The following is a 13423-nucleotide window of genomic DNA, read 5'->3' on the forward strand; positions in this document are numbered from 1 at the left end:
CGGATGCCTGGCTACGCAAGGTCTGCCTTATGCTGGCTGGCTGGTTCGCTGGCAACCCTGCTCGTCTGGGGTTTTCTGCCGCTGAGTACCGAGCACCGGGTTATGCTTTCCTGTGCTCTGCTACTGATGGTGATCGCTGGCTGCATGTGGGTACGCAGGCAATCCCGCCAGTTACAAAGCACCGTTGAGCAGAGTGCCACCTGGCAATTACCAGCAACCGGGTTTGATGGCGCACTGGTTTTAGTATGCGGCGCGGGTTCTTTGATGTTTTCAGACCAGGACTCTCCCCGCCAGACCCAACAGGGCTGGTATCTCAATACGCCAACGCCGGAGTCTTTTGCGCTGGCGGTCGAGTGGATCGCCGCAACAGCCCCGGCGCTACTCAATCAATTGTCCGTCGCCTTCTGCATTGCCCCCGAATGCCATCAGGATGAAGCGCAACTTCGTGGCGAGATCCGTCAGTGGCGGATGCAGTTTGCTTTTTCCCGCCGTCAGCTTTCTCGCGTCCCGGCCATTGTGCTTTGTGGCTATGTTAACGGCATGACGGTGACAGAAAAGGCCCCTGCCGACTGGTTTGTTTATGACGGGGAAAACCGTTCTCAAGACATCAACGTGTATGCCGAGGATGGGGGTTGCCTCACGTTGGCACGCTGGGGGCAACAGGGTGATGGACAATGGCGCATGGCTCAGATGTTGTGGCTGGATGCGCTACTCGGCTGGCTGAAAGCAGTGATTATTGATGAGCTTTGCCAACCGCAAACACGCTTGCCAGCGGTACCACTCACCGCCATCGCCGTGACTTTCACCCCGCTATGCGGTGTAGAGAACAACCTCTGGCAACGTATTATCCGCCAACGCACTACGCTCGTTCCCGCGCTTTCACCCGACAATGCCTCAACAGCCATGGGATTACCGTTCCCGGATTGCCTGCTGCCCTTGTTGCCCGTTCGCCAAGGGCTGACACCGGCACAGCACTTGAAGCTTAGTGTGGGCGGTATAGTTGCCCTCTTTTTCATGACTGCGTTGCTGAGTAGTTTTGCCAACAACCACCGTTTGATCCGCAGTATTGGTGCCGATCTGGCGCTTTATCATCGCCTCACGGGCAGTCCGCCGGAACCCAAAACGTTGGCCCAACAACAGTTGCGCAGGGATGAACAACAGCTTGCCCGTTATCAACGGCAGGGGCCCCCTCTGTCATTAGGGCTAGGGTTGTATCAGGGCATGGTGCTGTACCCAGCGTTACAAGCCGCCATCAGCGACTGGGTTTCCCCGTCGCCGGCAACACCTCACCCCACGCTGCCCACTGTAGAAAAGGCCCCGCAAACCTTGCGGCTGGACAGCCTGTCGCTGTTTGACACCGGCAAGGCCATGCTTAAACCCGCCTCTACCCAGGTACTGCAGAACGCCCTGCTCAACATCAAAGCCAAGCCCGGCTGGTTGATTGTGATCGCCGGGCACACGGACAGCACCGGTAATGCGCAAACCAACCAACAACTCTCGCTCAAGCGTGCGGAAGCGGTGCGCGACTGGCTAGTACAAACCGGTGGCATGCCCCCCGGTTGCTTTGCCGTGCAGGGCCTTGGCGCCAGCCAACCGCTGGCAACCAATCAGACGGAGGCGGGCCGCGCGGCCAACCGCCGTGTCGAAATCAGTCTGCTGCCCCAGGCGGATGCCTGCCAGGCAGCAGGCGCACTCAGCGCGTCATCGGCTAGGGATGGCGCAATAACCTCAAAAATGGAGAAGTGAACCATGGCAATTCCTGTTTATCTTTGGCTGAAGGATGACGGCGGTGCGGACATCAAGGGCTCGGTAGATGTGAAAGACCGCGAAGGCAGCATCGAAGTAGTGGCACAAGACCACAGCCTGTACATCCCCACCGACAACAACACCGGCAAACTGACGGGCACCCGTATCCACACCCCGTTCCTGTTTACCAAGGAGATCGATGCATCCAGCCCGTACCTGTACAAAGCGGTGACCACCGGCCAGACCCTGAAATCCGCCGAGTTCAAGTGGTACAAAATCAACGACGCAGGCCAGGAGGTGGAGTACTTCAACACCACGCTGGAGAACGTGAAGCTGGTGAAGATCGCGCCGAAAATGCACGACATCAAGGACCCGGCCAAAGAGAAGCACAACCATCTGGAACAGATTGAGTTGCGCTACGAAAAAATCACCTGGACCTACAAAGACGGCAACATCATCCATTCCGATTCCTGGAACGAACGTACCACCGCGTAATACCTCAAAGCAGACGGTTCGCCGTCTGCTTTTTTCAGTGCGCCCGTACGCGGGCGCGCTGAAAAAAGCACTACCTCTGACCGCATGGGCCTTGGTCTCCTGTTCGCGGGAAACGGCTATGGGCGGTAGCGTGCCCGCGCGGCACCCTTGGCAATATAACCACCTCTTCACCACACTGGCGCGGGGATGGGACGAGGAATCGGGCATTGTGCTGGAGTTTGATGTTTGCTTAGGGAGAAGGAAAATGGCGGAATTGAAAGAAGGAGGCGTCAGGTTGCTGACTTCTGGCGAGATAGCGCTGGCGCAATCAGTTTTTGGATCGACTATCGAGTATCACACTGTCTGGATCCATAGGGACAGTTATCTGCCTTTTAACCTGCAAAATACGCATACTGCCATGACACCGAATGGTGAGTTGTATTTTCGCATCTGGTATCGGGATGATTTTTCAATAACGACTCCTCTTCTTCAACATCTGTTTATTCATGAAATGAGTCATGTTTGGCAACGCAGACACGGCATGAATGTTATTACCAGAGGATTAATCAGTGGCATCGTGAGTTACCGATATAAGCTGGATAGCCGCCTTTTGAGTGAATATCCAATGGAGCAGCAGGCACAGATTATTGCGGATAATTTCTCATTGCAAAAAGAGGGATACCATGGCTGGCTTCGCTTGAGAAAAGACCAAACTATCACCTTAGATGGGGACGTCACCGAAGCAATAATACAACGGAAATATATACTCTAAATAATTCGAGTTGCAGGAAGGCGGCAACGCAGTGAATCCCCAGGAGCTTACTCCGGTAAGTGACTGGGGTGAACGAGGAAAGCCAACGCACATGCAACTTGAAGTATGACGAGTATAAACAAATGTTGCAGGGGTTCCCATGGTAAGCATGAGGCCGCGCTTTTTTCTATCAACCCTACTTCTTGTTTTAGCAATGATATTAACTGGATGCCCTGGTCTCGGGGATAGACTGCGCGTTGATGAAGAAGCCAAGGTCAGCACCGAGGGTAATAAGGTGTGTTTTGGGGTTCCGGATGCAGATGGTCTGTATCTGGAATATATCGCGATAAATCCCAGGGGAACTAAATTCAAACAACAAAACGTTTACTTCGATCCCAACATTAGCATAACTGCCGGGTATTTATGTCTACCACCCACATTTTACCGTTTCCCAAATAAAGGGCAGTTTATTGTTGAATATGTTTTAACTAATAAACAACAGGCAAATCCCCCCAGAAAAATAGTTGCCGGATTGGAAATTTCAAATAGCCATATTTACAGCATCCCCCTTACGGATACAGAAACTTCAAAACCTTATAGCTCGATAAATAAGCCGTAAATCGAAACATCCCATTTTTGCGGCAGCTATACCCAAAAATTCGAGTTGCTTGTAGGCGGCAAGCTTACGAGGCCCCAGGAGCATAGATAACTATGTGACTGGGGTGAGTAAGCGCAGCCAACACCCAAGCAACTTGAAGTATGAAGGGTATATATCCCCCGGCGAACCCTCATGGAAACCCATTGATTAAAACGGAGTGAAAGATTATGAGCCTGATCGATCCCCTGCAACACGCCGCCTCGGCAATCGGGGGCACACTGAACCGCTACCGTCTGGATATTCCCTCCTGCACCTCACCGCTGGACGTGGAAGATTTCAGCGGCAGTGAAGCCATCAGCCAGACCTACCACTACAGCATACTGTTCACCAGCACCGACAAGCTCATCGATGCCGGGCAGCTACTGCGCAAACCCGCCACCCTGAGCATGGGGTCCGGGCCACTTCAGCACCTGCAACAGCGCAAGGTGGTGCACGGCGTGGTGACCGATTTCAGCCGCTTATCCGGCTCGGCTGACCAGGCACTGTACCGCATTACTCTGGAGCCCTTTATCGCACTGCTCGGCAAGCAATTCCGTACCCACCGCTTCTTTATCAACCAGACCGTACCCGAAGTGGTGGCGCAGATAATGGCAGAGCACCGCTTCAAAGACTGGGAATATGCCTTTACGCTCAAGCAGCACTACCCGCGCCGGGCGCAGATCAACCAGTATCAGGAAAGCGACCTGCAGTTTATCGAACGCCTGCTGGCCGAAGTAGGCATCTTCTATTTCTTCACGCTGCAACCCGATACCCAGACCGAGGTGATCCACTTTGCTGACCGGCAGAGCGCCTACCAGTTTGGTAAAAAGCTGCCGCTCAACAGCCCCTCCGGGATGAGTGACAGCGGCGCGGATTCGGTGTGGGGGTTGAGTTACCGGCACAACGTGGTGGCCGCCAGCGTCACCACCAAGGACTACAACCACCGCGAGGCGCAGAAAGGGCTGCAATCCGCCCCGGCAGACATGACACGGGGCGACGGCGAAGGCATCACTTACGGCGACGTCTATCACTATCAGGCGCGCCACCTTGACGTGGGTGACAAGTTTACCCCGGACGCCGAAACGGCCAACTTTTATGCCCGCCTCGACCACGAACGTTTTCTGTCGCGCCAGACCCAGATCGACGGCAGCAGCACGGACCCGACCCTCGCCCCGGGGCAATTGCTGACCCTCACCGACAGCACCCAACCCTCTTCGCTCCCGGCGCTGTTGCAAGCCCCCCTGTTGCTGGTTCAGACCGGGTTCACCGCCAGCCGTAAGAACGCGCTGCGGGTGACATTCTCCGCCGTGCCGTACAGCGAAACCCTCTGCTGGCGACCGGCGCTAAAACCGCGCCCGGTAGTCAGCGGCACCCTGATGGCGCGGGTGACCAGCCCGAAAGCCAACGATCGGTACGCCCATCAGGACAAGGACGGCCTGTACTGGGTGAAGTTTGATGCCGACCTGGACGATAAAAAGCCGGGTTACGAAAGCATGCCGGTGCGGCTGGCCAAACCCTACGGCGGTGACACCTACGGTATCCACTTCCCGCTGATCCAGGGCACCGAAGTGGCCATTGCCTTTCACGAAGGCGACCCGGATCGGCCTTATATCGCCCATGCCCTGCACGACTCGCGCCACCCGGACCACGTCACCGAAAGGAATAACACCCGCAATGTTATCCGCACACCATCAAACAACAAGCTGCGGATGGAGGACAAACGCGGCGAGGAGCACATCAAGCTCAGCACCGAGTATGGCGGCAAAACCCAGTTGAATCTGGGGCATAACGTCGATGCCAGCAGGGAACTGCGCGGCGAAGGGGCCGAGCTGCGTACCGATGCTCATGTGGCGATCCGAGGCGCTGATGGTGTGTTTATCAGTGCGGATAAACAGCCAGGAGCACAGGGAATGATGCTGGAGATGGCGGCGGCACTTAGCCAGTTACGGCAAGCCCAGAGCCTAACCGAGGCATTACGCGGAGCGGCAGAAACAGCGAAAGCCGAACTGGCGGACCTGCAAACGCAGAAAGCGTTGCTGAGTGAAGCACTGACCGATCTCAAGCAGGCGGCGCTGTTACTCTCTGCGCCTGCTGGTATTGCACAAACTACGCCGAAAAGCCTGCAACTGTCAGCCGGGGATAACGTCACGGCAACCAGCGGCAAAAATACCGACTTTAGCGTATTGAAAGCTTTCACCGTAGCGGCAGGTGAAAAGGTCAGTTTGTTTGCGCAGAAGTTGGGGATGAAGCTATTCGCCAGTCAGGGGAAGGTGGAAATCCAGGCACAAGGGGATGAAATAACTCTGGATGCGCTGAAGGATGTGCGTGTTAGTAGCAGTGAAGGAAAGATAGTTATCAGTGCCAAGCAGGAGATTTTACTGGTGGGCAGCGGGGGGGCTTATATCCGCATTGGCGATGGCGTAGTCGAAAGTGGCGCCCCGGATAAAATCATTGAGCGGGCAGCGGTGTGGCAGAAGTTCGGTGGCCAGAGTGCAACTCAGATGGTGCAGCAATGGGAACAGGCGGATTTTGCGATTACTCCGCAAGTGCTCTGGCCATTTGATGATTCTCCCGTCTCAACCCAAAAACTGAATATTCTCAGTAGCGATGGCAGTCGGCAGGCATCTGTGACCTCTCCGTCTGGACAGGGAACAAAACAACAGAGAGCAAGTCTTGATTCTTTGAGTATCTATTTAGAGGACGAGGAATAGATAATGAATACTATATTTCCCAATAATATTGTTCCAGCAATGCCAGCTTATGATGCGGATGGCAAACTCTATTATCCAACGGTAGTACCTGCCAGCAGTAGCAAACAAACCATATTGATTTATAAAATTCCGGATCGGGCTATTCCGGTGATTTTTTTGCCTGGAGTGATGGGCAGTAATTTGAAAACGAAAGACAAAAAAAACTCGGACGAACTTTGGCGGTTGGACAGCATGTTTTCTCCTAAAGGCTGGTTATTCAAGGGGGCAACAAAAAGGAAAAAATTATTGGATCCAAAAAAAGTTTTGGTAGATCCAGAAGGGCGGGTTGATGATGATTTAGCCGAGCCAGGGTTTGATTCTCGGCGAAAACGGGGTTGGGGGGAGGCAGCCTATATCAGTTATGGTGAGTTTTTACCCTGGCTGCAAAGATCACTCAATGATTTTGATAAAATAGAGATTGGTGAGCGAGTGAAACTGATCGATGACATTCTCGATCTTGATTTGGGTAGTACAGCGTTAACCAGAGAGGAGGTCAAACTCAGCTACAAATACCTTTTCCCGCTTCATGTGGTGGGTTATAACTGGTTAGATACCATAGAAGAATCAGCGAAAGTTTTGTTAAAGCAAATTGATAAAATTATTTCTGACTATCACAGTAAAAAAATAAAATGTGAAAAAGTGATCCTGGTTACCCATTCCATGGGCGGACTCGTGGCGCGCTATTGCTCCGAGCTAACAGGGGGAAATAGCAAAATACTCGGCATAGTACATGGCGTTATGCCCGCATTGGGTGCGGCATCAGCCTATCGACGCATGAAGTCGGGTATGGAATATGATATAAGCAACTTTAATAGTTGGGGAGTAGCTCTGGTGGCAGGTAGTAATGCAGCGGAGATGACCGCTGTACTATCACAATCACCAGGACCGCTGCAGCTATTGCCAGGCATGGAATATGGCATGCGATGGCTTAAAATCAAGGATGGTGAACAAACTTATAGTCTACCAAAAACAAATCCTTACGATGATATTTATACCGAGCGTGGTAAATGGTGGAGCATGTGTGAAGAAAATTTAATTAACCCGGCTAATGTTACGCTGAATAAATCACAATTGGATAATGACTGGAATAAATATCTCTCATTGATAACGGATCAAGTCAAACCAGTTATTGAGGGCCTTGCTGGTCATTACCATAGTAATACACATGCTTTTTATGGTAATGAAACACTCACATTTAGTGAATTAATCTGGAAAAGTGAGACTAACTTTTTAGATAAAAAGTTACCCCAAGGGCGCCCTCACTTTCCTTTAAAAGGGCAAGTTGCTTCAACGGCTAATCCAGATCTTAATACCGAGCGTTCTGTATTAACGCCATTCGAAGGAGATAGCTGGCAAGATGATTGGCAAAAAGTGATTCGCCAGCGATACCAGATACAAGCACCAACTGATTTAGGTGATGGTACTGTTCCGGTCCATTCATCCAAAATACCTGAGCACTATCTACAATCACGGGTGGCTTTACCAGTGGAGCATGAACCGGCTTATAAGCATCCGGCTGCACAAAAATACACGTTGTGGGCCATCGTCAAGATAGCCCAAAAAGTCAAACAGACATCATTAAGGTATCCCGATGACTAACAGGAAAAAAATAGTCTCTGCACTTCTCGCTTTGCTAGCTGTCTGGGGACTATGGCAGTGGCTGAAGCCTTACCCTCCACATATTACTTTAACCGAACAGGAGCATCACGTGGTTGACAATTTATTAGTAAATGCGACCCCACGCTGTATTGGTCGCTATCTGATCGATTTGCCGGAAAACTTTAACTCGCCAATTGGCACGGTATATATCAATAAAAATGAGATCGAGTTTCAACGGTTGTATTTACCCGCCTTTGAACAACGTATTCGCTTACGGGAAGATGAGTTACAGAAAACAAAAACAATCCATGCTGAAGATGGCCCCTATTTAAAGAATATTTATCCATTACCCAATGGTATGAAAGGGGTGATATTTGAAACTAATTTCAGTGAAATTGCACCTGATTCAGCCAGAAAGCTAGAAGCTCACATTTATAGTAACGGTGTGGCATTTAAAACTGAAATTGACGCCAGAAACCCAGATGCAACACGTTATCAAAAAGAGAGAGAACGTAATCCCAGTTATTATAAAAACAACGTTCAAGTAAAACTCAATGAGTTGATAAATTTACTTATCCGTTTACATGGAAGACAGGAGAATGAAATACCGAAAGATAAGGGACTGTGTTTTCCGAATGGATTTATTTCAGGTGCCCCTGGTGTGGCAAATGAAATGGAGGATGTAACCTTCTCTTATCAATCCAAGATAAATCCACGATTATATCTTGACCTTTCAACCGATAATTTTATCCAAGAAGATACCTCGATGCTAGAACGCAGTTCTAGTATTGTTAATGAATTGCTTAATTACCAGATGAGTACTCTGATGAAGGGAAAGCGAGAAATCAATAAATTAGCTGCAGAAGAGTGGTTAACTGTCGGTAACGGAGAAGACGCCAACAGTGGGCATACTTTTGTTTTAAACGTTAATGAAAAAACGGGCAGTTCACAGACGCCAGGTTTTACTATAGAACTCAAACATGGCCCTCTACCTGATGAAGCTTTATCACAAAATGAATTAATTGCTTTTTGGCAAAAGATAACAAAAACCTTGCGTGTTCGGCCTGGGGCTATTTGATTTTCAATACCAATGCTTGGGTCTATTTTTAGGTATTCCCAAGCATTGTCAGTAGAACGATGAGAGGTATCCCGATGCGTAACAAGAATAAAATCGGTACCCTGTTACTTGTTATAGTAATAGCAGCGGGCCTATGGCAGTGGCTGAAGCCTTACCCTCCACATATTACTTTAACCGAGCAGGAGCATCACGTGGTTGACAATTTATTAGCAAATGCGACCCCACGCTGTATTGGTCGCTATCTGATCGATTTGCCGGAAAACTTTAACTCGCCAATTGGCACGGTATATATCAATAAAAATGAGATCGAGTTTCAACGGTTGTATTTACCCGCCTTTGAACAACGCATTCGCTTACGGGAAGATGAGTTACGGAAAACAAAAACAATCCATGCTGAGGATGGCCCCTATTTAAAGAATATTTATCCATTACCCAATGGCATAAAAGGAGTTATCTTTGAAACCAATAGCAGTGAAGGTGCCCCCGATGCTTTTCGTAGTTTAGAGGCCCATATTTATAGTAATGGAGTAGCATTTAAAACCAGCATAGATACCATCAATTCTGACGGGGAGCGCTATAAGGAGGATAGAGCGAAAATGCCTGATGTGTATCGAAGTGATACGTCAATAAAATTGGCTGAATTAAGAAATCTACTAACACGTTTACATGGACGGCAAGAAAATGAAATACCGAAAGATAAGGGACTGTGTTTTCCGAATGGATTTATTTCAGGTGCCTCAGGTGCGGCAAATGAAATGGAGGATGTAGCCTTTTTTTATCGCTCCAAGGTAAACCCTAAAATATACTTTGTTTTTTCAACCGATAATTTTATCCAAGAAGATACCTCGATGCTTGAACGCAGCTTTAGTATCAGCAATGCATTACTTAATAATCAGGCAACAACTCTTATGAAGGGAAAGCGAGAGATCAATAAATTAGCCGCAGAAGAGTGGTTAGTGGTGGGTAACGGAGAAAATGCTAACCATGAACATTTTTTTACGTTAAAAGTTAATGAAAAAACGGGCAGTTCACAGACACCTATTTTTAGCATAGTACTCAAGCATGGCCCACTTCCCGATAAGGAGCTTTCACAAAATGAATTAATTGCTTTTTGGCAAAAGATAACAAAAACCTTGCGTGTTCGGCCTGGGGCTATTTGATTTTCAATACCAATGCTTGGGTCTATTTTTAGGTATTCCCAAGCATTGTCAGTAGAACGATGAGAGGTATCCCGATGCGTAACAAGAATAAAATCGGTACCCTGTTACTTGTTATAGTAATAGCGGCGGGCCTATGGCAGTGGCTGAAGCCTTACCCTCCACATATTACTTTAACCGAACAGGAGCATCACGTGGTTGACACTTTATTAGCAAATGCGACCCCGCGCTGTATTGGTCGCTATCTGATCGGTTTGCCGGAAAACTTTAACTCGCCAATTGGCACGGTGTATATCAATAAAAATGAGATCGAGTTTCAACGGTTGTATTTACCCGCCTTTGAACAACGTATTCGCTTACGGGAAGAGGAGTTACGGAAAACAAAAACAATCCATGCTGAGGATCGCCCCTATTTAAAGAATATTTATCCATTACCCAATGGCATAAAAGGAGTTATCTTTGAAACCAATAGCAGTGAAGGTGCCCCCGATGCTTTTCGTAGTTTAGAGGCCCATATTTATAGTAATGGAGTAGCATTTAAAACCAGCATAGACACCATCAATTCTGACGGGGAGCGCTATAAGGAGGATAGAGCGAGAATGTCTGATGTGTATCGAAGTGATACGTCAATAAAATTGGCTGAATTAAGGAATCTACTAACACGTTTACATGGGCGGCAAGAAAATGAAATACCGACAGATAAGGGACTGTGTTTTCCGAATGGATTTATTTCAGGTGCCTCTGGTGTGGCAAATGAAATAGAGGATGTAACCTTCTCTTATCAATCCAAGATAAATCCACGATTATATCTTGACCTTTCAACCGATAATTTTATCCAAGAAGATACCTCGATGCTTGAACGTAGTTCTAGTATTGTTAATGAACTGCTTAATTACCAGATGAGTACTCTGATGAAGGGCAAGCGAGAAATCAATAAATTAGCCGCAGAAGAGTGGTTAACTGTCGGTAACGGAGAAGACGCCAACAGTGGGCATACTTTTGTTTTAAACGTTAATGAAAAAATGGGCAGTTCACAGACGCCAAGTCTCAGTATAGAACTCAAGCATGGTCCACTTCCCGATAAGGAGCTTTCACAAAACGAATTAATTGCTTTTTGGCAACAGATAACAAAAACCTTGCGTGTTCGGCCTGGAGCGATTTGATTTTCAATACCAATGCTTGGGTCTATTTTTAGGTATTCCCAAGCATTATCTGTAGAACGATGAAAGGTATCCCGATGTGCAACAAGAATAAAATCGGTACCCTGTTACTCCTTATAGTAATAGTGGCGGGCCTATGGCAGTGGCTGAAGCCTTACCCTCCTCATATTACTTTAACCGAACAGGAGCATCACGTGGTTGAAAATTTATTAGCAAATGCGACCCCGCGCTGTATTGGTCGCTATCTGATCGATTTGCCGGAAAACTTTAACTCGCCAATTGGCACGGTATATATCAATAAAAATGAGATCGAGTTTCAACGGTTGTATTTACCCGCCTTTGAACAACGCATTCGCTTACGGGAAGATGAGTTACGGAAAACAAAAACAATCCATGCTGAGGATGGCCCCTATTTAAAGAATATTTATCCATTACCCAATGGCATAAAAGGAGTTATCTTTGAAACCAATAGCAGTGAAGGTGCCCCCGATGCTTTTCGTAGTTTAGAGGCCCATATTTATAGTAATGGAGTAGCATTTAAAACCAGCATAGATACCATCAATTCTGACGGGGAGCGCTATAAGGAGGATAGAGCGAAAATGCCTGATGTGTATCGAAGTGATACGTCAATAAAATTGGCTGAATTAAGGAATCTACTAACACGTTTACATGGACGGCAAGAAAATGAAATACCGAAAGATAAAGGACTGTGTTTTCCGAATGGATTCATTTCCGGAAATACAAATGAGATGGAAAAAGTTCTTTTTTCTTACCGAGCAAAAATAAGTTCACGACTATACCTTGTCTTTTCAAGCAACAATTATATTCAAGAAGATACTTCAATGTTAGAACGCAGTTCAACAATAAGCAATGCTCTACTTAATAATAAGATAAACACCCTAATGAAAGGAAAGCGAGAAATCAATAAATTAGCCGTAGAAGAGTGGTTAACTGTCGGTAATGGAGAAGATGTCAGCAGTGGGCATACTTTTGTTTTAAACGTTAATGAAAAAACGGGCAGTTCACAGACGCCAAGTCTCAGTATAGAACTCAAGCATGGTCCACTTCCCGATAAGGAGCTTTCACAAAATGAATTAATTGCTTTTTGGCAGCAGATAACCTCAACCTTGCGTCTGCGTCCTGGGGCGATTTGATTAATACCAATACTTGAGGATATATTTGGATATTCACAGGTATTATTGTTCAAGCATTCAACATGTTATTCTCAATATGAAACCATTCAAGATCATTTGAAATTTGCCAGTGAGCATGAAAGAAAAGGCCGATAGATTAGGCTGTCAACTCTTGACGCAAGGAGCATTATAATGCTCACGGTGTTAAGCTTTAATTGGTGGGAAACTATTATCGTATATTTAATGATAGTGCTTATTTTTCTTTGACCTGCGTGGGTGCTTGTCTTTTTTAATGTTATTCCTGATGATTAAGGCAATAAAGTAAAAAAAAGGCCCAAGGAGCCGCTATTGTTGCTGTGATCTTTTTTTCTAATCAGCGCAATTGTCAGTATTTATTTAAATCGATAACTCTCACATCTACATCTATACCCAAGTTACTTCAAGTTGCATGTAGGCGGCAACTGAGCGAAGCCCCAGGAGCTTGGTAAACCAAGTGACTGGGGTGAACGACAAATCTGCTTGGCAGATTTGAACGCTGCTTGCAGCGGCCCCGAAGGGGCGAGGCCCGACATGGGCCGAGTAACGCAGCCAACACCCATGCAGCTTGAAGGGCGACGGGTATATAAGTTAATTGGATGTTCTATAAATAGAGATAATTACTTTCAGGAGAAAAGCATGCCTGGGATTGTTTGTTTAGGTGATGCCACAACCCATGGTGGTGAAGTTAAAACCGCGTCTTCTACCCTTTATTTTAATGGGAAGCAGGCTGCACTGGTCGGGGACTTAGTCTCCTGTCCCGAGCATGGTATGAATGCCATTGTAGAAGGTGACCCTACCGCGTTTGAAGAAGGGCGACAACTGGTAGTCAATAATTGCTTGTGTGCCTGTGGGTGCCGAGTGATCAGCTCTCAACCCGAAAATAGTATCGAGGCATAATT

Annotated in this window: 11 protein-coding genes; all 11 read left to right on the top strand. The window is 47.6% G+C overall.

The window, feature by feature from the left end:
- Positions 1-3: 3 nt before the first annotated feature.
- Positions 4-1746: an OmpA family protein gene (locus tag SAQUA_RS23315; RefSeq protein ID WP_380679823.1), complete on the top strand. Its 1743-nt coding sequence runs from the start codon at positions 4-6 to the stop codon at positions 1744-1746.
- Positions 1747-1749: 3 nt separating this feature from the next.
- On the top strand, positions 1750-2241 hold the full coding sequence (locus SAQUA_RS23320) for an Hcp family type VI secretion system effector (RefSeq protein ID WP_380676927.1): 492 nt from the start codon (positions 1750-1752) through the stop codon (positions 2239-2241).
- 244 nt (positions 2242-2485) lie between these two features.
- Positions 2486-2992: a type IV secretion protein Rhs gene (locus SAQUA_RS23325; RefSeq protein ID WP_380679847.1), complete on the top strand. Its 507-nt coding sequence runs from the start codon at positions 2486-2488 to the stop codon at positions 2990-2992.
- A gap of 139 nt (positions 2993-3131) precedes the next feature.
- Positions 3132-3590: a putative T6SS immunity periplasmic lipoprotein gene (locus SAQUA_RS23330; RefSeq protein WP_380679827.1), complete on the top strand. Its 459-nt coding sequence runs from the start codon at positions 3132-3134 to the stop codon at positions 3588-3590.
- A 206-nt stretch (positions 3591-3796) separates the two neighbouring features.
- Positions 3797-6319, top strand: a complete 2523-nt coding sequence (locus tag SAQUA_RS23335) for a type VI secretion system Vgr family protein (RefSeq protein WP_380679830.1) — start codon at positions 3797-3799, stop codon at positions 6317-6319.
- A gap of 3 nt (positions 6320-6322) precedes the next feature.
- Positions 6323-7957, top strand: a complete 1635-nt coding sequence (locus SAQUA_RS23340) for a lipase/acyltransferase domain-containing protein (protein ID WP_380679833.1) — start codon at positions 6323-6325, stop codon at positions 7955-7957.
- On the top strand, positions 7950-9035 hold the full coding sequence (locus tag SAQUA_RS23345; RefSeq protein ID WP_380679836.1) for a T6SS immunity protein Tli4 family protein: 1086 nt from the start codon (positions 7950-7952) through the stop codon (positions 9033-9035). The genes SAQUA_RS23340 and SAQUA_RS23345 overlap by 8 nt, the downstream gene beginning before the upstream one ends.
- A gap of 74 nt (positions 9036-9109) precedes the next feature.
- Positions 9110-10195 carry a T6SS immunity protein Tli4 family protein gene (locus SAQUA_RS23350; protein WP_380679841.1) on the top strand — a complete coding sequence of 362 codons (1086 nt, stop codon included), beginning with the start codon at positions 9110-9112 and terminating at the stop codon, positions 10193-10195.
- Between the two features lie 74 nt (positions 10196-10269).
- Positions 10270-11355 (top strand): T6SS immunity protein Tli4 family protein, encoded by a 1086-nt coding sequence (locus SAQUA_RS23355; protein ID WP_380679844.1) that lies wholly within the window; start codon positions 10270-10272, stop codon positions 11353-11355.
- A gap of 191 nt (positions 11356-11546) precedes the next feature.
- The gene (locus SAQUA_RS23360) at positions 11547-12506 is read left to right on the top strand and encodes a T6SS immunity protein Tli4 family protein (protein ID WP_404413109.1); all 960 of its coding nucleotides are present in this window, start codon (positions 11547-11549) and stop codon (positions 12504-12506) included.
- Positions 12507-13160: 654 nt separating this feature from the next.
- Entirely contained in the window at positions 13161-13421 is a 261-nt protein-coding gene (locus tag SAQUA_RS23365) for a PAAR domain-containing protein (RefSeq protein ID WP_380678621.1), read from the top strand.
- Positions 13422-13423: the final 2 nt, after the last annotated feature.

The sequence above is a fragment of the Serratia aquatilis genome, from assembly GCF_044865145.1.
Lineage (GTDB): Bacteria > Pseudomonadota > Gammaproteobacteria > Enterobacterales > Enterobacteriaceae > Chania > Chania aquatilis.

Coding starts and splice junctions, on each gene's coding strand:
- SAQUA_RS23355 (WP_380679844.1), top strand. CDS start 10,270: ATGCGTAACAAGAATAAAATCGGTACCCTGTTACTTGTTATAGTAATA.
- SAQUA_RS23330 (WP_380679827.1), top strand. CDS start 3,132: ATGGTAAGCATGAGGCCGCGCTTTTTTCTATCAACCCTACTTCTTGTT.
- SAQUA_RS23350 (WP_380679841.1), top strand. CDS start 9,110: ATGCGTAACAAGAATAAAATCGGTACCCTGTTACTTGTTATAGTAATA.
- SAQUA_RS23335 (WP_380679830.1), top strand. CDS start 3,797: ATGAGCCTGATCGATCCCCTGCAACACGCCGCCTCGGCAATCGGGGGC.
- SAQUA_RS23320 (WP_380676927.1), top strand. CDS start 1,750: ATGGCAATTCCTGTTTATCTTTGGCTGAAGGATGACGGCGGTGCGGAC.
- SAQUA_RS23340 (WP_380679833.1), top strand. CDS start 6,323: ATGAATACTATATTTCCCAATAATATTGTTCCAGCAATGCCAGCTTAT.
- SAQUA_RS23325 (WP_380679847.1), top strand. CDS start 2,486: ATGGCGGAATTGAAAGAAGGAGGCGTCAGGTTGCTGACTTCTGGCGAG.
- SAQUA_RS23345 (WP_380679836.1), top strand. CDS start 7,950: ATGACTAACAGGAAAAAAATAGTCTCTGCACTTCTCGCTTTGCTAGCT.
- SAQUA_RS23365 (WP_380678621.1), top strand. CDS start 13,161: ATGCCTGGGATTGTTTGTTTAGGTGATGCCACAACCCATGGTGGTGAA.
- SAQUA_RS23315 (WP_380679823.1), top strand. CDS start 4: ATGCCTGGCTACGCAAGGTCTGCCTTATGCTGGCTGGCTGGTTCGCTG.